17 protein-coding genes are annotated in these 20,961 nt (G+C 26.0%); 13 read left to right on the plus strand and 4 right to left on the minus strand.

What is annotated here, in order from left to right:
* Positions 1–2 precede the first annotated feature (2 nt).
* The 5 genes from metK (at position 3) to alr (ending at position 6,322) form a co-directional block, all read left to right on the plus strand.
* Positions 3–1,181, plus strand: a complete 1,179-nt coding sequence (gene metK / locus ACKTSI_RS03405) for a methionine adenosyltransferase (protein WP_288979732.1) — start codon at positions 3–5, stop codon at positions 1,179–1,181.
* 48 nt (positions 1,182–1,229) lie between these two features.
* Positions 1,230–2,420, plus strand: coding sequence for a MalY/PatB family protein (locus ACKTSI_RS03410; RefSeq protein ID WP_068472473.1), 1,191 nt, complete (start codon positions 1,230–1,232; stop codon positions 2,418–2,420).
* Positions 2,421–2,533: 113 nt separating this feature from the next.
* Complete coding sequence (locus tag ACKTSI_RS03415) at positions 2,534–3,913, plus strand: GTP pyrophosphokinase family protein (RefSeq protein WP_068472471.1); 1,380 nt, start codon at positions 2,534–2,536, stop codon at positions 3,911–3,913.
* Positions 3,913–5,136 (plus strand): NAD(P)H-hydrate dehydratase, encoded by a 1,224-nt coding sequence (locus ACKTSI_RS03420; RefSeq protein WP_407863093.1) that lies wholly within the window; start codon positions 3,913–3,915, stop codon positions 5,134–5,136. The genes ACKTSI_RS03415 and ACKTSI_RS03420 overlap by 1 nt, the downstream gene beginning before the upstream one ends.
* Positions 5,137–5,140: 4 nt before the next feature.
* Positions 5,141–6,322 carry an alanine racemase gene (alr, locus tag ACKTSI_RS03425; RefSeq protein ID WP_288868377.1) on the plus strand — a complete coding sequence of 394 codons (1,182 nt, stop codon included), beginning with the start codon at positions 5,141–5,143 and terminating at the stop codon, positions 6,320–6,322.
* Between the two features lie 42 nt (positions 6,323–6,364).
* Here alr and rodA read toward each other — a convergent pair whose 3' ends face one another.
* Positions 6,365–7,465: a rod shape-determining protein RodA gene (rodA, locus tag ACKTSI_RS03430; RefSeq protein ID WP_068472465.1), complete on the minus strand. Its 1,101-nt coding sequence runs from the start codon at positions 7,463–7,465 to the stop codon at positions 6,365–6,367.
* A gap of 128 nt (positions 7,466–7,593) precedes the next feature.
* Between rodA and ACKTSI_RS03435 the strand changes: the two genes are divergently transcribed.
* The 3 genes from ACKTSI_RS03435 (at position 7,594) to ACKTSI_RS03445 (ending at position 9,551) form a co-directional block, all read left to right on the plus strand.
* Positions 7,594–7,992 carry an ATP-binding protein gene (locus tag ACKTSI_RS03435; RefSeq protein WP_068472463.1) on the plus strand — a complete coding sequence of 133 codons (399 nt, stop codon included), beginning with the start codon at positions 7,594–7,596 and terminating at the stop codon, positions 7,990–7,992.
* A gap of 117 nt (positions 7,993–8,109) precedes the next feature.
* Positions 8,110–9,063, plus strand: a complete 954-nt coding sequence (gene floA / locus ACKTSI_RS03440) for a flotillin-like protein FloA (protein ID WP_156435980.1) — start codon at positions 8,110–8,112, stop codon at positions 9,061–9,063.
* Between the two features lie 11 nt (positions 9,064–9,074).
* Positions 9,075–9,551: a hypothetical protein gene (locus ACKTSI_RS03445; protein WP_288868373.1), complete on the plus strand. Its 477-nt coding sequence runs from the start codon at positions 9,075–9,077 to the stop codon at positions 9,549–9,551.
* Between the two features lie 47 nt (positions 9,552–9,598).
* On the opposite strand, the gene ACKTSI_RS03450 is transcribed toward ACKTSI_RS03445, so the two are convergent.
* Positions 9,599–10,240 (minus strand): Crp/Fnr family transcriptional regulator, encoded by a 642-nt coding sequence (locus ACKTSI_RS03450; RefSeq protein WP_407863094.1) that lies wholly within the window; start codon positions 10,238–10,240, stop codon positions 9,599–9,601.
* 266 nt (positions 10,241–10,506) lie between these two features.
* On the opposite strand from ACKTSI_RS03450, the gene ACKTSI_RS03455 reads away from it, so the two are divergent.
* From ACKTSI_RS03455 to ACKTSI_RS03470, 4 genes are all read left to right on the plus strand, one after another.
* Entirely contained in the window at positions 10,507–11,154 is a 648-nt protein-coding gene (locus ACKTSI_RS03455) for a redox-sensing transcriptional repressor Rex (RefSeq protein WP_068472455.1), read from the plus strand.
* 102 nt (positions 11,155–11,256) lie between these two features.
* A complete protein-coding gene (locus ACKTSI_RS03460) occupies positions 11,257–12,426 on the plus strand; it encodes an O-antigen ligase (RefSeq protein ID WP_231723244.1) in 1,170 nt (389 codons plus the stop codon).
* Positions 12,427–12,437: 11 nt separating this feature from the next.
* Complete coding sequence (locus tag ACKTSI_RS03465) at positions 12,438–14,333, plus strand: ABC-F family ATP-binding cassette domain-containing protein (protein ID WP_308577933.1); 1,896 nt, start codon at positions 12,438–12,440, stop codon at positions 14,331–14,333.
* Positions 14,334–14,342: 9 nt separating this feature from the next.
* Complete coding sequence (locus ACKTSI_RS03470; protein ID WP_407863095.1) at positions 14,343–15,602, plus strand: Glu/Leu/Phe/Val family dehydrogenase; 1,260 nt, start codon at positions 14,343–14,345, stop codon at positions 15,600–15,602.
* 43 nt (positions 15,603–15,645) lie between these two features.
* Here the strand turns inward: ACKTSI_RS03470 and ACKTSI_RS03475 are convergent, their stop codons facing one another.
* Both ACKTSI_RS03475 and ACKTSI_RS03480 read right to left on the minus strand, forming a co-directional pair.
* Positions 15,646–16,992: a DUF6020 family protein gene (locus ACKTSI_RS03475; RefSeq protein WP_311526102.1), complete on the minus strand. Its 1,347-nt coding sequence runs from the start codon at positions 16,990–16,992 to the stop codon at positions 15,646–15,648.
* A 535-nt stretch (positions 16,993–17,527) separates the two neighbouring features.
* A complete protein-coding gene (locus ACKTSI_RS03480; protein ID WP_407863096.1) occupies positions 17,528–18,628 on the minus strand; it encodes a glycosyltransferase in 1,101 nt (366 codons plus the stop codon).
* A gap of 253 nt (positions 18,629–18,881) precedes the next feature.
* On the opposite strand from ACKTSI_RS03480, the gene ACKTSI_RS03485 reads away from it, so the two are divergent.
* The gene (locus ACKTSI_RS03485; RefSeq protein WP_311526317.1) at positions 18,882–20,957 is read left to right on the plus strand and encodes a glutamine synthetase III; all 2,076 of its coding nucleotides are present in this window, start codon (positions 18,882–18,884) and stop codon (positions 20,955–20,957) included.
* The last annotated feature ends 4 nt before the right edge of the window (positions 20,958–20,961 follow it).

A 20,961-nucleotide genomic window follows, 5' to 3' on the forward strand; every position in this document is an offset into this window, starting at 1 on the left:
AGATGAAAAAAGTTTTATTTACTTCTGAATCTGTAACTGAAGGTCATCCTGATAAGATTTGTGACCAAATTTCAGATGCGATTTTAGATGAGATATTAAAAGTTGACCCAGTAGCGAGAGTTGCTTGTGAAACTTTAACAACAACTGGGGTTGTTATGGTTGTTGGGGAAATAACAACTTCGCAATATGTTGATATACAAAGTACAGTAAGAAATGTTTTAAAAGATATTGGTTATACTAGAGCAAAATTTGGTTTTGATGCATCAACTTGTTCAGTTTTAACAAGTATTAATGAACAATCTAAAGATATTGCTTTAGGTGTTGATAGTGCTTTGGAATATAAAAAAGGAAATGAAGATAAGTATAATTCTGTTGGTGCAGGAGACCAAGGTATGATGTTTGGATATGCTTGTACTGAAACAGATGAGTTTATGCCTTTAACTATTACTTTAGCTCATAAGTTGACAAAGAGATTATCTTATGTTAGAAAAAATGATATATTGGGTTATTTAAGACCTGATGGAAAGAGTCAAGTTACTGTTGAATATATTGACGGAGTTCCTTCAAGAATAGAGGCTATTGTAGTTTCTACTCAACATAGTCCATCTGTTAAATCAGAACAAATAGAAGAAGATATTAAAAAATTTGTTATTGATGAAGTAATTCCTGAAGAATTAATTGATGAAAATACAAAGATTTATGTAAATCCTACAGGAAGATTTGAAATTGGTGGACCTATGGGAGATTCTGGTTTAACTGGAAGAAAGATTATTGTTGATACTTATGGTGGATTTGGAAGACATGGAGGAGGAGCTTTTTCAGGAAAGGACCCTACTAAAGTAGATAGATCCGGTGCATATATGGCAAGATATATTGCTAAGAATATTGTTGCAAGTGGACTTTGTGATAAATTAGAAATAGGTATTTCTTATGCTATTGGGGTAGCTAAGCCACTTTCTATTTATGTTGATACTTTTGGTACAGGCAAAGTTTCAGATGATAAAATAATTGAAATTGTAAATAAGGTATTCGATTTAAGACCTGCTGCAATTATTGATATTTTAGATTTGAGAAGACCTATATATCGTCAAATTGCTGCTTATGGACATTTTGGAAGAAATGAATTAGATTTACCATGGGAAAAGTTAGACAAGATTGAGGAAATTAAAAATTTAATTTAGGTTATTATTAAAATAATAAAATATAAAAAATTTTTAGGAGATGTTATTATGGGTAGATGTTATGATTTTAATGAGTATGTAGATAGAAAACATTCACATGCTGAAAAATGGAATAATATGGTTTCTGCTGGAGCACCAAAAAATGACCATTCAGTTTTATCTATGTCTATTGCTGATATGGAGTTTAAATGTTGTGATGAAATTTTAAATGCTTTAAAAGAACCTATTTCAAATGGAGTAATAGGATATGATTGTCCTTGTGAAAAGTTTTTTGAATCATTTATTAAATGGCAAAAAGAAAAAAATAATTGGGATATAAAAAAAGAATGGATAGTACCTGTTCCCGGAGTTGTTCCCGGAATAGCTAATACTATTTTGCGCAATACAAAAGAAGGAGATGCTATTATTATAAATACTCCTGTATATCCTCCTTTCTTTAATGCTATACATTTAAATAACAGAATTGTTGTTGAAAACAAATTAATTGAATTAGAAGATAAATACATTATTGACTTTGAAGATTTTGAAAAGAAAATTGTAGAAAATAATGTTAAATTAAGTATATTATGTAGTCCGCATAATCCTGTTGGAAGAGTATGGACAAGAGAAGAACTACAAAGATATGGAGAAATTTGTAGAAAGCATAATGTATTAATGATTTCTGATGAGATTCATGGAGATTTAATATTAAAAGATTATAAACATACTCCAATTGCATCAATGAATGAAGATTTTTTATATAACACAGTTACGTTGACTGCACCAAGTAAAACTTTTAATGTTGCCGGTCTTGTACAATCTGTTGCTATAATTCCTAATGAAGAACTTAGAACTAAATTTATAACAGGTTTAGTTGGATATGGTATTTTCCATATGGCAAGTTTTGCTGCTGTTGGTTTTACCGCTGCATATATGTATGGTAAAGAATGGTTTGAAGAATGTATGGAATATATTGAATCAAATATTGATTTTGCAATAGATTTTATAAATAGAGAAATACCAAAGGTTAAAGTAAAAAGACCACAAGCTAGTTTCTTATTATGGTTAGACCTTAGAGCTTTTGATATTGAACATGAACAGTTACACCAAAAACTTATCAATGAAGGTAAATTGTTATTAAATTCCGGAATGACTTATGGAGAAAATGGAAAGTTATTCTTTAGAATGAATATAGCTTGTAACAGAGATATGCTTACTGATGGATTAAATAGACTTAAAAAAGTTATAGACAGCTTGTAATATAATTAAAGTTTGAAGACTGCCAATGCAGTCTTTTTTCTTTTGGATAAATTTTTTTGATTGTAAATCTTTTTAATCTATGGTAAAATATTTTTGTAATTGGAGGTGTTTTTTTGAAACTTGAAATTTTTGAATTTTTAGAAAAATCAATAGAACATATGGATAATAATATGGATTTTATTTCTAATTCATCTGAATCTTTGAAAAAATTTTTTAATGATATTTTTTTGAATTGTGATTTTTTTATAAATACAACAGCTAGAATAAAAACTGAAGATAGTATTAGGGAAAAATTGTTAAGAAATAACTATTATTATAGATTTTCTAATTATAAAGTTGCGATAGAAAATCTTCCTGATTTAATCGGTATTAGAGTTGAATGTCGATTTATTGATGATGAAAAAAAGATTTTTGACGTTATTTCTAAAAATTTTACTATTGAATTAGAAGATGGGTTTTATAGAAGTGAGTTAAATTCTAATATAGAATTAAAACTTAGTGAAAAACAACCTACAATTCAAAAAAATGGATTTGAAATTTATAAAATCGATGGAAGATATGTAGTAGAGGGAGATTATTTTGTTAATTTTGAGTTGCAGATAAAATCTCTTGTAAATATATTCTGGGGAGAAATAGACCATAGTGTTTTATATAAAAATTTTAGTTATATGGTAACAGAGGACTTTATTCGCTCAATAATGTTTTCTATTAAGGCTAATTTAACTATGATAGACAATCAATTACAAAGCGTTTATAATCATTTGAAAAATGTAGAAAATAAGAGTAATTATGACTCATCAAAAATACATTTAAAGACGATTGTATCAAAAATGGTGCATGATTTATATTCTGTAAAAATAAAGGAAACTACAGGCTTTGTTGTAGATTTTAAAGACTGTGCAAATATTATTGTCGATTATATTTTTTCAAAGAATAAATTTCAAAATTCTATGCGATATGAAGATTATTTTGTTAGATTTTTAAATAGACTTAGTAGTGCTAATAGCAGAACTATTGTAATTGGAGAAACTTTTGAATTTTCAGACAAAATTGAATTTAAAAATGATTTATGTAAAAAATTCGGTACAGGTCTTTTAGAGTTAGTAAATAAAGATTTTAAGTGGAATTTAATTTTTTCTGTTATTCAAGATATAGATGAAGATGATTTTTGTGAAGAATTTATTTCTTTTTCTGAATTTATTGTATTTGCTGTTGTAAAAAGAGTAAGACGTGCAGTAGATGATTTAAATATTTCTTCAGAAGACAAGTCAAAATTGAAGTGGGATATTGCTTATATAGTTATGGAATTTATTTGTAATTCTTATTCTCCAAGTTTAATTACTTTTAAGAGTATGAAAGAAGTTGAAAATAAAATTAGAAATTTCTTGAAAAATGTTGAGCAACCTGAAGAATTGTTTTCTTTAAATTATGAGGAATTATATAATTCTTTAGAGAGCAATTTTGTGAATAAAGAAATGGATGAGTTTGAATAATGATAGGTATAGATATTTGTAGTATTTCCAGATTTTCAAATATGAAAAATTTAGATAAATTTTTAGAAAAATATTTTACAATAAGAGAAATTGAGTACATTTCTAATACAGGATATAGAGATGAAACAATCGCCGGTATTTTTTCGTTAAAAGAGGCATTTGTAAAGGCAATAGGTACGGGTTTTGGTACAATTTTACCAATTGATGTGGAGGTTATACATAACTTTTCTGGAAAACCTGAATTAAATGTTTTTAATACCATTGAAAGCAAAATAGATGAAATTTCTTGTTCTGTTTCACATGATGGGGATTTTGCTATTGCTGTCGTTGATATAAAACTTTTTAAAGATAGTATAGCTTCTGAAAAATTTTTAGAATATAAAAATCTTATGATAAATAGAGATGAAAATGGACATAAAGGTACTTTTGGAAAAGTTGGAATAGTTGGTGGAAGTATCGGAATGTGTGGAAGTGTTGATTTGTGTGCTAAATCTGCACTTAGAACGGGAAGCGGACTTGTTTACAATATCTGTCCTAATTCTATTTCAAATATTTTACAAATAAAAGCTGTTGAAAATATTATTTTTCCTATAAATGATAATAATGAAGGACATTTTATTTTTGAAAATGTAAATGAAATAATTGAAAAAATAGAAAACTTAGATGCAATAGCTATTGGTTGTGGGCTGGGAAGAAGTATTGAAAATATAAAGATTTTAGAAACAATTATAAAAAATTTTCAAAAACCGATAGTTATAGATGCTGATGCTATTTTTTTCTTAAATGATATTGAAAAAGAAATTTTAAATAGAGAAAATGTTATAATAACACCACACGAGGCTGAATTTTCAAGATTTTCAGGTTATGATTTAAGTTATATTAAGGATAATAGATTAGAATCTTTAATTAATTTTTATGAACAAGATTTAAAATATACTTTAGTTTTAAAGGGTAAAAATACAATAATGAAGTCAAAAGAAAATTGTATTATAAATAATACGGGAAATTGTGGAATGGCAACTGCAGGAAGTGGAGATTGCTTAACCGGAATTATTTTATCTTTGATTGGTCAAGGCTTAGAAACTTTTAATTCTGCAAAGCTTGGAGTTTTTCTTCATGGCTTGGCAGGAGATTTTGCTAAAGATGAATTAGGAGAAGATTCTTTAATAGCATCAGATATTATTAAATTTTTACCAAAGGCTATTAAATATATTAGGGGGTAATATTATGTATGAAAATCAATCTTTGATTTTTGTCGATTTAGATAAATTAAAAAATAATTTTTTGAAAATAAAAGAAAAATGCAATGGAGCTAAAGTTGGAATAGTTTTAAAGGCAAATGCTTATGGACTTGGAGCTTGTACTGTTGCAGAATTTTTACAAAAACAAGGTGCAGATTATTTTTGTGTAGCAAACTTTTCAGAGGCTATGGAACTTAGGAAAAAGAAAATTAAATTACCTATTTTAATTTTAGGTTATGTTCCTAATGCTTTATTTGAAAAATTGATAAAAAATAATGTGGATTTAACTGTTTATAATATAGGAATGGTTAGAGAACTAAATGAAATAGCAGCAAAATGTAGAAAAAAATGTAAAATTCATATTAAAATAGACACCGGAATGAATAGATTAGGATTTTTAATTGATGATAAGTTAAGAGAATATTTAAAAGAAATTTATTCTATGAAACATATTATAGTTAAAGGAATGTTTTCACATTTATGCGTTTCTGATATTGATGATTTTTCATTTACAAAATTGCAAGTAGAAAGATTTGAAAAGGTTAAGTCAATTTTAGAAGAAGAAAATTTAAAAATGCCAATGTTACATATAGGAAATGACGGAGGAGTTTTACTTCATAATTATTATTATGATATGGTAAGAGTTGGAATTGGAATTTATGGACATTATCCTTCAGAATATGTAAAAGACAATTCAAAGATAAAAATGGATACTGTTGTCAGTTTTGTAAGTACTGTAAGTAATATAAAGTACATTAAAAAAGGCGATACGGTTGGATACGGAAGAACTTTCTGTGCAGATAAGACTATTAAAGTTGCGACAATTTCTGTAGGTTATGCAGATGGTTATCCTTATGAGTTAAGTAATAAAGGATATGTTATGATAAATAATCAAAAAGCAAAGATTTTAGGAAAAGTTTGTATGGATCAAACTATGATAGATGTTTCTCATATTGATGATATAAAAATTGGAGATACAGTTTTACTTTATGGAGAATATAAAGATATGAAATTAGATATATTTGAAATTGCAAATATGGCAAATACAAATGTATATGATTTGATTTGTAGAATAAATATGAGAATACCTAGAGTATATATTGAAGACGAAAAAGTTGTAAGAGTTGTAGATTATCTATCAACAGAAAAAAATTACTATGAATTATAAGGAAAGCTCGGTTTGACCGAGCTTTTTCAATATAAACATTTATTACATAAAGTCTAATGGAGTTTTTTCACAAGAAATTGATAATACAATTCCCATTGCAATTAAATTTATTAATTGAAATGTTCCACCATAACTTAAAAATGGAAGTGGAATACCGGTTATAGGCATAAGCCCGATTGTCATTCCAATATTTTCAAAAATATGAGCTAAAAACATTGCACATATTCCTACGATTAAAAGTTGATTGAATTTATTTACTGTTTTTTTAGAAAGTTTAACAAATCTATAAAGCATAACAGTATAAAGTCCAATTAAAATTGTTCCACCTACAAATCCCATTTCTTCAACGAAAACAGGAAATATATAATCTGTTTGTTTTTCAGGAATAAAGTTAAATTGATTTTGAGGGCCTTTAAAGAGACCTCTACCGATAAATTTTCCGGAGCCCGCTGCAATTTTTCCTTGAACAGCTTGATAACCCGTACCTGTAACGTCACGTTCAGGGTGTAAGAAATTTAAAATTCTGTTTTTTTGATATGGAGATAGGCTTATATAAAAAATTGGAAGACTTGCTATTGTAGCAAATAATGTATAAACTACAAGTCTTAAGCTAATCCCTGCAACAAATAGCATTGAGCCTATTACTAACACAAACACAAATGCTGTTCCGAAATCAGGTTGTTTAAGAACAAGTGCAACAGGTAAAAAAGCAAACACTAAAATTTTTAATAAAGTTTTTGGCTCATTTATTTTTGCACTATTTTTTTCTATAACTGTGGCTAAACAAATAATCATACCAAGTTTTACAAATTCAGACGGTTGAAAAGATATTGGACCGAATCTAATCCAACTTCTTGCTCCAACTGAATCACCTGTACCAATTATAAGGACTAAAATTAAAAGAAAAATTGAACCTATATAAATTGGTAAGTATAATCTCTTTAAAAATTTTATATCAATTGCAATAAGTATAAACATTAAGATAAAACCTAAAGCGGTTGCAACAATTTGAGAAATCATAAAATTCCTTTTTAAACTTATTGTTGCACTATATAAATTAACTAATCCTATTAATATGATTAAAACTAGCGAAATAAGTATAAATAAATCTATTTTAGCTAAATTTTTATTTTTAAAAAACATATAAATCACCTCATAGTGTATATTATATTAAAAAAATTCTAAATATGCAAATAAAAATTTTTTAAAAATTTGTTAATAATAATTTTTAATTGGGTATATAAATTATATTATAAAGTTAGGAGCAAAATATGGATTTTGAATATGCTAAAATTATTAAAAGTGATTTAAATGATATTGATGATGCAGTTTCTTTTGTTTTGAATAAATTGTCATCTGTTGTTAGAGATGAAGAGCTTATGTTTAATATTAGAATTGTTATAAATGAAATAGTTATAAATAGTTACGAACATGGAAATAAATGTAATAGAGAAAAGGGAATAAATTTAAAAGTTTGTGTAAATACAGATTGCATACATATAAATGTTAAAGATGAGGGAGACGGAATAAATTACATATTTAACGAAAATGGAGATATAAATATGACTACGTCAGGTCGTGGTCTTAGAATTGTTAAACATTTAGTTGATGAATTAGAAATAAATAACAATGAAGTTAGTGCAAAAATAAAATGTGATAATTTAGATTAAAAAGAAATTAATTTATGAAATTGATTTCTTTTTTTGCTATTGCACTTTTTAAAAAAAGTGATATAATGTAATTATACACGATAGTGTAAATAAAAAAGGGAGGTTTTAGTTATGAGAATGTTACCAAGAACTAATAGCTTAGTTGTACTTTTAGTAGTGGTTTTGGTGTTCGGGTTCTTTTATTTTGTTCCCGTAGGACTTTGGATTACTGCTTTATTCAGTGGGGTTAAAGTAAAAATTTCAAACCTTATTGGAATGAAACTTAGGAGGGTTAGAGCATCAAAAATTATTTACCCATTAATTAAAGCTACAAAGGCTAATGTTAATATTAACATTTCAGAATTAGAAGCACATTATCTAGCAGGAGGTAATGTAAATAATGTTGTTGATGCTTTGATTGCTGCTCAAAAGGCAAATATAGAATTGACTTTTGAAATGGCAACAGCTATTGACCTTGCTGGACGTGATGTGTTAGAAGCTGTTCAAGTCAGCGTAAATCCTAAAGTTATTAATACTCCAAAGATTGCTGCAGTTGCTATGAATGGTATTGAAGTAATAGTTATGGCAAAAGTTACTGTTAGAGCTGATATTTCAAGACTTATTGGTGGTGCTGGAGAAGAAACTATTATAGCGAGAGTTGGAGAAGGTATTGTTACTACTGTAGGTAGTGCTGAAAGACATAGCTTAGTTCTTGAAAATCCGGATGCTATTTCAGAAACTGTTTTGAAAAAAGGTCTAGATTTAGGAACTGCTTTTGAAATTTTATCTATTGATATTGCCGATGTAGATATTGGTAGAAATATTGGAGCACAATTACAAGCTGACCAAGCCGAAGCTGATAAGAAGATAGCACAAGCTAAGGCAGAAGAAAGACGTGCAATGGCTGTTGCTGTTGAACAAGAAAACAAAGCTAAGATTGAAGAAATGAAAGCTAAAGTTGTTGAATCAGAAAGTAAGATTCCTCTTGCTATTGCAAAAGCATTTGAAGATGGAAATATTTCTGTACTGGATTATGAAAAATTAAAAAATTTAAAATCTGATACTAAAATGAGAGAATCATTAGCAGAATAGGGGTGTTTCCTATGAGTAAAAATTCAGGTTTTTTATCTTTTATTGATGAATTAAAGTCTGAGCTTAATGATATAAAAGCACAGTTGAATGAAGAACATGAAAGTTATAACGGAAATGTTTTAAAGGCATCAACTAAATCTAAGAATAAAAAAAATCAAAATAAGAGTAAAAAAAATAATTCTAAACAAAAATCTTATGGAAGTTTTGAAAGTTCTGAAGGTAAGAGTATTATGACTTCTTCTATGGAGGGTCAGGGCTTAGAAGGTTATTCTATTGAAGGAAATAGCATGATGACAGAGTCTATTGAAGGACAAAGTCAAATGTATAGTTCTCATAAAATGGAGAATACTAATTCAATAAAAGAAAATCATAATTTAGAAAAATTAATTAAGAAAAAAAATGACAAATTAGGCTTAAAGGATAGAGAAAATCTTTTAAGAGCAGTGGTTTATTCGGAAATTATTGGTAAACCAAAATCATTGAAATAATTTTAAAAGGAGGCGTTAACCTCCTTTTTTCGTATATCAAGAATTATTTATAGTAATTTAAATTTATTTTTTTCAAAGTCAATTATGCCTTCTTTTTTTAATTTGCTAAGCTCTCTGGATAGATTACTTCTATCGAGTGCAAGATAGTCTGCCATCTCATTTCGATTTAAATTTATTTCGATTTTATTATCTGGTGATAATATTTTTTTTTGATTTGAAAGATACTCTAAAATTTTTTCTCTAGTTGTTCTTTTTGATAATATTTGTAATTTTTTATTTAAGATTAAATTTTTTGTCGCTATTATATTTAGTAAATTATTTAAAATTTTAGAATATTGATTTGATTTTGATAGACTTTTATATTCAATCCATAAAATGGAAGAATTTGTAAGTGAAATTACTTCGTGGGGAATGTTTATTTCTAATGCAACTAAAGCCTCTGCAAATGTTTCTCCTTTTTCAAAAACATTTAGTATATTTCTATTTCCAAAATGGTCAAAATTTGAAATAGCTATTTTTCCTTCAGCAATTATTCCAAAATATTCTAATTTTATATTTTCATTTAATATTAAATCATTTTTTTTGTATTCTTTTTCGTAAAATGATATTACAGAAAAAGTTTCTATTATTTCATCTATTGAAAAATCTTTAAATATTGGATTGTCTTTTATTACTTCAAAATTATTCAAAGTGATTTCCTCCTAAATTTTATTAACTATATTTTAGAACTTTTTTTTACATTTTTCAAGATATTTTGTTTAAATTTAGTTAAAAAGTATTTATTATGATTAGTATAGAGTGATAAACTTTAATGAAATTAGTGATACATTGTAAAAAACATTGTAAAAAATATTGCAATAAAATTAGATTAGTGTTATAATACTTAAAACAGATAGTTGTTTTTAAGATTACATATTTAAGGATTAATTAAAAACACAGTGGTAGGAGGGTTATTATGTTAGACGAGAAAGTTTCTGTTGCGGTTATAAAACGTTTGCCTAAGTATTACAGATATCTTGAATTGATAGGGGATAAAGGTATTATAAGAGTGTCTTCTCAAGAACTAAGTAAAATAACTGGTTTGACTGCATCACAAATAAGACAAGATTTAAATCATTTTGGTGCTTTTGGACAACAAGGTTATGGTTATAATGTTGAAGAGCTAAAAATTGAATTGGAAAAAATTATGGGTGTTGATAAACCATACAATGTAGTTATTATTGGTTTTGGAAATATAGGTAGTGCATTATTAAATTATAGTGGATTTAGAAAAAAAGGATTTAAGGTTGTAGGAATTTTTGATAATTCTCCTGAAATCATTGGAAGTAAACATAATGATGTAGTTGTAAAAGATATTTCTGAAATGGAAGAAGTTGTTACTAGAGAAAAAGTAGATATTGCAATTCTAGCTATACCTGCAAGACCTGCTCAAGAAATTACAGATAAATTAGTTGCATGTGGTATAAAGGGCATTTGGAATTTTGCACCTATTGACTTAAAATTACCAAAGAGCGTTGTTCTTGAAAATGTTCATTTAGATGGAAGTTTATTGACTCTAACTTATTATATGAATAGTTTAAAAGATTATCCTGGTGTTAGATAATTATTTGATAAAACTCTTTTTTAAGAGTTTTATTTTTTTTGTTTTTATGCTATAATTGAAATAAGTTTTATCAAAAAATGTCTTATGAAAGGCTTTAAATATATGAATTATATTAATGAAATTTTAGAAAAATATGAGTTAAATATTGATGAACTTTTAATTTTAATTGTTTCATTTACGGTTTTTTTACCTTTTTATTTTTTAGTTTTTTCATTTAACGCTTTATTTTTCTATTTGTTAGTTAGTGGGAAAATTATTCCTGTTATAAAAGAAACTCCTTATGTTAAAAATATTTTAGCATTTTTGAGTCTTACAATATTTATATCAATATTAAAACACAATTTATATGGCATAGGCGTTTCAATTATTTTGTTTGAATTTTCTATGTTTTTTATGTATTATAGAATGATTATAAACAGAAAATTATTTTCAAGGATTATAAATTTATATATGATTGTATCGATTTTTTGTTTTATCTTGACGATTTTTTCTGTTTTGTATAATAAGTTCAGTATGCATTTAAAAATGTATGAATTTATTGAATATATGTCTTTACATAGACCTATATCATCTTTTTTCAATACAAATTACTATGCAACAATATGTGAATTTATAATTATAATAGCTATGTACTACTTTTTATCGAATAAAAATAAAAAGAGTAGATTATACTTTTTGTGTGTAAGTACACTTGCTTTTATAGTTTTATTTTTAACTGAAAATAGAACAGCACTACCAACTATACTTATAGCTACGTTGGTGCTTTCTTTGACTAAAAACAATAAGAAAGTATTTGCTTTTCTTGGTGTTTTTACAGTAGTTATAGTTATTCTAATGATTTTCTCAAATAGGGTATTTCCAAGATATGAATTTATAGGTAATTCACTTGGAACAAGAAAAGAAATATGGGAAAATGCAATTGAATTATTTAAACAAACTTTTTTATTTGGTAGTGGTCCTATGGCTTATCAAAATGCAATGTGGGTAACTCACCCTGCAAATCATGCACATAATATTGTCCTCGATTTGCTTATAAATTTTGGTATTGTAGGGATAGCTATAATATTTCCATTTTTCTTTGGATTATGTAAAAAAGTTTACAGTATAAGAAGAAGAAATTTATTTAGACTTATAATTTCCTTAACTTGTGTAGTTATTTTACATGGAATGTTAGATGTAACAATTCTTTGGCATCAAACTGCATATATATATTTTAGTGTTTTACTTGCAGCTGGAAAGGTTGGCACTTTTGAGTCTAAATTCATTTTCTAAAAGGGTGTATTATGATTATTTTAAGTGTTAATGGCTTGACTAAGTCATTTATAGATGAAAATATATTAGAAAATTTAACTTTTTCTATCTCGGATAGAGATAAGGTTGGAATTGTTGGAGATAACGGAAGTGGAAAGACTACTTTATTTAATCTTTTAACAAAAGAATTATCTTTTGATAGTGGAGAAATAAATTTTTCAAAAAATGTAAATTTTTCTATTTTGCATCAAAATGTTTCATATACTAGTGAAAATAATGTGTATGATGAATGTTTAGAAGTTTTTGAAGATATTATTTCACTCGAAAACGAGCTTAGAGAATTAGAAATTGAAATGGGAAATAAAAATTTAAGTGATGATGAAATGCACAAACTTTTTGATATATATGAAAATAAAAGACGTTATTTTGAAGAAAATGATGGATACTCATATAATTCAAAAGTTAGAGGCGTTTTACTCGGTCTTGGTTTTTTAGAAACAGAATTTTCAAAATCCGTTAATAATTTAAGTGGTGGGCAGAAAAGTAGATTACATTTAGCAAAAATTTTACTAAAATCGTCAAATTTAATTTTACTTGATGAGCCGACCAACCATTTAGATATGGAGTCAATTCAATTCTTAGAAAGTTATCTTCGAGATTATAAGGGGAGCTGTCTTGTTATTTCTCATGACAGATACTTTTTAAATTCTGTTTGTAATAGGATTTTTTCAATAGAAAATAAGAAATTAAAAACTTTTGACTGTGGATATGATGAGTTTATTTATAGACGAGAAAGAGAACTTGAAGTAAATAAGCATCTTTATGAAAAACAACAAAAAGAAATTTCAAGACAAAAAGAAATTATTCAAAGATTTGAAAATTATGGAAATAATAGATTTATAAAACAAGCCAGTTCAAGAAGAAAAATGCTTGAAAAAATGGATTTGATTGAAAATCCTGAAATTTATAAAAATTCAATGAAATTAAAACTTGTTCCTGAGGTTGAATCCGGAAAAGATGTTTTGACAATTTCTGATTTATCAATGGGATTTAACGAAAAGATTTTGTTTGAAGATATAAACTTAAATGTCTATAAAGGAGATAAGATTGGACTTGTTGGCAAAAATGGAGTTGGAAAGACAACTCTATTTAAAATAATTTGTCAAAAATTAGAGGGAATTAAAGGAAGTTGCAATCTTGGTGCAAGAGTTTCTTTAGGCTATTATGACCAAGAGCAAAAGACTTTGAATAATCAAAATTCTATTATGGACGAATTTTGGGATTCATACCCGAAGATGAATAATTTTGATGTTAGAAGTTATCTTGCAAAATTTAATTTTGTAGGCGAAGATATTTTTAAAAATGTTGGAGAATTAAGTGGTGGAGAAAGAGCAAGGCTTGAGCTTTTAAAACTTATGTTGTCTAAATCCAATTTTTTACTTTTAGATGAGCCTACAAACCATTTAGATATTGAAAGTAAAGAAGTTTTAGAAAAAGCAATTTCTGATTATTCAGGTACCGTTCTTACAATTTCTCACGATAGATATTTTTTGAATAAGGTTGTAAATAAAATTTGGTATTTGGAAGATAATAAAATTACAGAGTTTTACGGAAATTATGATTATTTTTTAGAAAAGCTAAATGAAAAAGATGAGCCTGAAGAAAAAATAATTTCTAAAACGGAGCTTGAAAAAGAAAAGAAGAAAAAAAGAGAAAAAGAAAAAGAAGAAAGAGCAAATAAGCAAAAATTAAAGGATATTGAAAATAAAATTTTTGAAATTGAAGATAAAATTGAAAGTTTAAATAAAGATATTCAAAATCCTGAAATTTTTAATGATAAAGATAAATTTTTAAAAATTAGCGAAGATTTATCTAAGTTGATAAAAGAAAAGGAAAATTTATATTTAGAATGGGAAAATTATTTATAGGAGAATTGTATGCATAATGTTAATTCGTTAGAAAATGTTCAAAAGATTTTGAAAAAATCATGTGAAATCTTAAATTTAGATGATAGTTTGTATGAACTTTTAAAAGAGCCTGAAAGAACGATAGAAATAAATATTCCGGTTAAAATGGATAATGGAAAAGTTAGAGTATTTAAAGGCTATCGTTCACAACATTGTGATGTTATGGGTCCATATAAAGGTGGGATTAGATTTCATCAAAATGTAAATGTTGATGAAGTTAAAGCTCTATCTATTTGGATGAGTTTAAAATGTTCTGCTACTCATCTTCCTTTTGGTGGAGGAAAAGGAGGAATAATTGTAGATGTAAATGAATTATCCGAAAATGAACTTGAAAGACTCTCAAGAGGATATGTAAAAGAATTGTATAAATATATTGGAGATAGATTCGATATTCCGGCTCCGGATGTAAATACAAATGAAAAAATTATGGCTTGGATGTTGGACGAATACATAAATCTAACCGGAAATAATACTCTTGCAACATTTACCGGAAAAGCACTTGGATTTGGAGGTTCTTATGGAAGAAAAGAGGCAACAGGAGTTGGAGTTGCAGTTATGACAAGAGAGGCTCTAAATAAGTTAGGAATAGATATAAGAAATTCGCGAATTGCTATTCAAGGCTTTGGAAATGTCGGCTCAAATACTGCTAAACATTTAGAAAGAATGGGTGGAAATATTTTATCTATTTCAGAGTATGATAATGAAAAAGGTGTTTATACAATTTATAATGAAAAAGGATTTGATATTTCAAAATTAATTTCTCATTTTGAGAAACATAAAACATTAATCAACTTTGAAGGAGCAAGACTTATTTCAATCGACCAATTTTATTCATTAGATGTTGATGTAATAATTCCATGTGCGTTGGAAAATTCTATTACAGAAGAAGAGGCAAATAAAATAAGAGCTAAACTGATAGTTGAGGGAGCAAATGGACCCGTTGATTATCTTGCCGATAGAATTTTGAAACAAAAAAATGTTGTAGTCATTCCGGATATATTGGCAAATTCCGGAGGAGTTATAGCTTCATATTTTGAATGGGTGCAAAATATTTCAGGTATTGATATGACTGAAGATGATGTTTTGAATAAAGTAGAATATAAAATGTTACTTGCATATAATGAAATATTAAAAATTCAACAAGAGTATGACGTAACGACAAGACTTGCATCTTACATTTATTCAGTATTAAGACTATATAAAATATTAAAACTAAGATCAAGAATTTAGAAAAATGTTTAATAATAAAAGAGTAGTAAGAAAATTATCCTTACTACTCTTTTTTATAACTATTTACAAATAAAAGCGGAATAAGTATTGGAACAGTTATAAATATTAAATATGAATACCTGTAATAATTTACTATAGGCGAATAAATACAAGTAAGTACAATGGAAAGACATAAATATATTAAAGGTCTAATTTTTTTGTTTCTTTTCAAAATTGAATATCCTATTGATAAGATAAGCAACCAAGTAGCAAATCCTGCTTTTAAAAATGAAGAAATTACAGGATATGAGGCTATAGAATAAATTATATTTGTTGTTGTTTTCTTTAATTTATGTATTTCTTTAAAATCTGTGTTTTGATTCCATCCTTTATCAAAATATCCATATTTTTCTTTTAATTGTAAGTTAGATGTTTTATCAAAAGTTTTAAAAGTGAACCAATCTGTTTTTGTTTCATACATATGTTCATAATAATCTCCAATCCACATACCTTCTCTAAATTTATAGGGATAAAAGTAAGATAAAGATAAATTTAAAATAGCATCAATATTTGTTTTAGGATGTTTTAAATACATTTTAAACCATAGTTTAAAGAAATCATTTTTTAAATCTTTAAAATTATCTTCCCTTATATGGTTTTTAATTGGGTCTGCACAATATGGGTCGAAATCATTTTTTATTTTTTCTAGTCCAAAAATTTTATCACATAATTTTAGCTCGTTTTCAGAAAATGATTCCGGATGATATTTAGCAACACTTGCTAATTGTTGAAATCTTGTAGATAAATAATCATATTTCATTGAACTTTCTAAAGGTTTTAAAATGCTTTTTGTGATTTTATTTGCTGAAAAACAAAATATTATAGATAAAAAAATTAATGTCAAAGTATTTATTCTATATTTTTTTTGAGTACCAAATAATAAGAATACCAAACCTACAATAACATAAATTATTGCTTTTCGGTGTAACATAAACACTCCAAAAACAGAAATTAGAAAATATATTATTGAAATATTTTTACTAAAGAATATTTTAGGATTGTAAATCATTTCAATCATCAATAAAACAAAAAGAAGCAAAAAATTACCTAATATAACGTCTTTATACAGTGTAAAACTATAAACTATAAAATATGGATTTACACAAAAATAAAAATACAAAGCTATTTTTAATTTTTTATTAAATTTAAATTCAAATAATTTGTATAGTAAAAGAGAATATACAATGCTTGTAAAAATTAAATTTATAAAATTAAAAATTCCAATTCCTATACCAACTGATGAAAAATATTTTAAACCGAGTTTTCCAAATAATCCTACTGTATAGATATAAAGATATGGGTGAGAATTAGATAATTGAAGAACTCCTATTCCTTCTTTTATACAGTACATACTATCCCACGTGAAATTCCCAGGGAAAAATATTACAAAAAATATTATTCTTATTATAAATATTGGTATTAGTATTTTAAAAAATTTTTTTAAAATAAATTTTTTGTTAGTAAATGTAGGTTGTTTAAAAGTTATATTTTTTGTTTTAAGGTATAAAATTCTAATAAAAAAATTAAAAACTATAAATGAAATAAACATTATTAAAAAAAATAAAATAATATAATATTTATTAACATTATTTCTAAATGATTCAATACCTATTGTACTTATTATTGAAAAGATAAGAGAAAATATATTTATTATCTTATTTTCTCTTTTTTCAAAATCTATTAAAGTTTTTAAATCCAAATCTTTTATTAATATAAATAAAAGGATAAATAACATTAAACAAATCAAACTATCATTATTTATAAAAATGTGAAAAAAAGTTTCTTTCTCAATTTTAAAATTTTTGTTTAAAGTTAATAGTAATGTAATTATATAGGATAAAAAGAAAGTAATTATAGATTTTTTGTGTGTTAATTTATCTAAAATTTTATTTTTCATAATTTTTTTTCCTCGTTTTCTTAAAGACCCAAGTTCTTTGAACCCTATAACTTATTAAAAATAGTATTGTATCTACAATGATTTTTATTATTGTTTCATTAACATTTGTTATTTTCCAAAGTAAAGAAACACTAAATGAAGATAATAGCATTTGAAAAATACATAAACTATAATACTTGTATATTGTTTTTTTGAAACTTTTTTCTCCATTAAAAACAAAATTCTTATTTACAAAAAAATTAAAAAGAGAAGAAAATATTCTTGCAATAACACTTGAAAAAAATATTGAATATGAATTTTTAACTAATGATGATGAAAAAATATATACGAATACTTTAAATAATCCTATGTCTATTAAAAATGAAGAGAGTGAGGTTAATATATAATTAAAAAAAGATGTAAAAATTACTTTGTATATTTTTACAGAATCTTTGATAGCGTTAAAATGTGTTTCTGCATTATTGTTATAATATACTGTTTCTATTGGTATTTCGACTATATTTAAATTTTTTTCAAAGCAAGTTATTAACATTTTTGTTTCATATTCAAATTTTTCTCCAAAAATATCTAACATTTCGGAAATAATACTTTTAGGGAAACCACGAAGCCCTGTTTGAGTATCAGTTATTTTTTTTCTATATAACAATTTAAAAACATTTACTGTTACCTTGTTTCCAAATTTACTTTTTGGAGGGACATTTTTACTATCAAAATCTCTACAACCTATGATTAAAGAATTTAGATAAACTTCTAAATTATTTGCAATATTCAGTACATCTTTTGCCCTATGTTGCCCATCAGAATCACAAGTTACAATTCCATTAAAATCATCAATATTGGGTAATGTCAGAAAAAAATTAAAAGCGTTTTTTAAAGCTCTTCCCTTACCTAAATTTTTTGCATGAGTTAATATTGTTACACCGTCAATTTGTTTTAAATCTTCAAAAAATTTTTTAAATCTTTCACTACTACCATCATTTACAACTAAAATATCATTTAGTCCATAATGTTTCAATTCATAAATATAATCAATTAAATTTTCAGGCGGATTTAAAGCAGGAATTAAAACCATAGTTTTTTTATTTTTCATAATAAACCTCCAAAAAAATTTTACACACTTAATTTACATAGATATTATATATATATATATATACAATGTCAAGTTTTTGCTGATATATTTTCTAGAAGTTCTAAATAAAAAATTTATTTAACCTCTTGACATAATCGTAAAAATATTTTATTATATTAGTATAAATAAAACAAATAAAACATTTTAGAAATTTGGTTTTTTTTTTCTCTATTTAGAGGTAAAAAGAAGACCAATTTTTTTTTAGGAGGAATATATGGGCAGAATTGAAAATTTTGGAAAGTTTACTTTTGATAAAAATGCAATGAAAAAAAAGTTGCCTTATCCGATTTATTTAAAATGGAAAAATGCGATTCGAAAAGAGGAATTATTAGATAAAGATAGTGCAGATATAATTGCACATGCTATGAAAGAATGGGCTATAGAAAATGGTGCAACACATTATTGCCATTGGTTTCAACCGTTAAATGGGAATACTGCAAAAAAACACGAAAGTTTTATAGATAAGTCTTACGAAAATTTACCGATAGTTAGATTTTCAGGAGAAGAACTTTTAAAGAGTGAGCCTGATGCATCATCATTTCCAAACGGGGGAATGAGGTCAACATTTGAGGCTAGAGGTTATACATATTGGGATTGTACTGCGAATGCTTTTATAATGGATAATATTTTGTATATTCCTTCAATTTTTGTTTCTTTTGATGGAATTAGTTTGGATAAAAAAGCACCTCTTTTAAAGAGTATGGATTTTTTATCAAAACAAGCAACTGATTTATATAATTTATTTTCAGATGATAAAATATTTAGGGTTAAAATTAAAGTTGGTTTAGAGCAAGAATTTTTCTTAGTTGATAGAGAACTTTATGAAAAGAGAGTTGACCTTATAAATACAGGAAGAACTTTAATTGGAGAAATGCCACCGAAAGACCAAGAATTGTTACAACATTATTTTGGTTCAATTCCAAAAAGAGTTATGGAATATTACAATAGTATAAATAAAAAATTGGAAGAATTAGGAATTAACTCTAAAACTGAACATAATGAGGTTGCTCCGGGACAATTTGAAGTTGCAATTCTATATGATACTGTAAATGTTTCGGTTGATAATAACCAAATTGTTATGGAAGTTTTAAGAAATACTGCTTATGAGCATAATCTTGTTTGTTTATTGCATGAAAAACCATTTAAAAATGTAAATGGAAGTGGAAAGCATAATAACTGGTCTTTAGTTACAAACTATGGTAAAAATTTGTTTAAATTACCAAAAAATGATAATGAAATTGATAGATTACTTTTTGCAATTTTTATGGTTTCTACAATTTCAGCTGTAAACAAATATTCTTCATTACTTAGAGTTTCATCTTCAAGTGTTAGAAATGATTTAAGACTTGGTGGAGATGAGGCGCCACCTTCAATTATTTCTGTTTATCTAGGAAATGAAATTGAAAATATTTTATATGATATTTTGGATATGGAAGTTAAAAATTCTGTAAAACAAAATGATTTTAATATCAGTAATTTAGGATTTACTCCAAGAGATACTGATGATAGAAATAGAACTTCACCTTTTGCATATACAGGTGGAAAGTTTGAGTTTAGAATGTTAGGCTCTATGCAAAGTGCATCAGATTGTAATATAGTTTTAAATACAATTGTGGGTGCTGAGCTTAAGAATGTTTTAGAAAAAGTTCAAAATGTTGAAGATAAGGCTGAAAGAGTTTCTGCTTGTAAAAATCTTTTAAAAGAAATTTTAATTGAAAGTGAAAGGGTCTTGTTTTCTGGAGATAGTTATTCAAAAGAATGGGTTGAAGAGGCTGAAAGAAGAGGTCTTAAAAATAATAGAACATATTTAGATGCTTTATTGTATGCAAAAGAATCTAAGGAGTTTGAAGTTCTTTTGGAAAATAATATTTTGAATGATTTGGAATTAAGTGCTGTTTATGATGTTTGCATTGAAGATGTAAAAAATACTTATATGTTAGAGATGAAAACATTGGTTAATATGATTAACAAAGATGTTATTCCATCTTGTATAAAAGAGCTTAATTTTGAAATAAATTTGAATGATAGAATAAAAAATGTTAAACTTAATGAGAGAGTAAATAAACTTAATAATTTACTTGAGGGACTGTTTATAAAACTTGATGAATTTAGTGATTTCGAAAAAGAAAATCATGGAGAAAATGAAATTGAAAAAGTAATAAGTTTACACAAATTTATTCCTAAAAATTTGGAAGAAATTAGAATGATTAGTGATGAAATTGAATCAAATATTTCAAGAGAAAATTGGAATATACCAACTTATGAAGAAATTTTTAGAGCATTAAATTAGGAGG

This window comes from Parvimonas parva (assembly GCF_045866535.1).
GTDB classification, from domain to species: domain Bacteria; phylum Bacillota; class Clostridia; order Tissierellales; family Peptoniphilaceae; genus Parvimonas; species Parvimonas parva.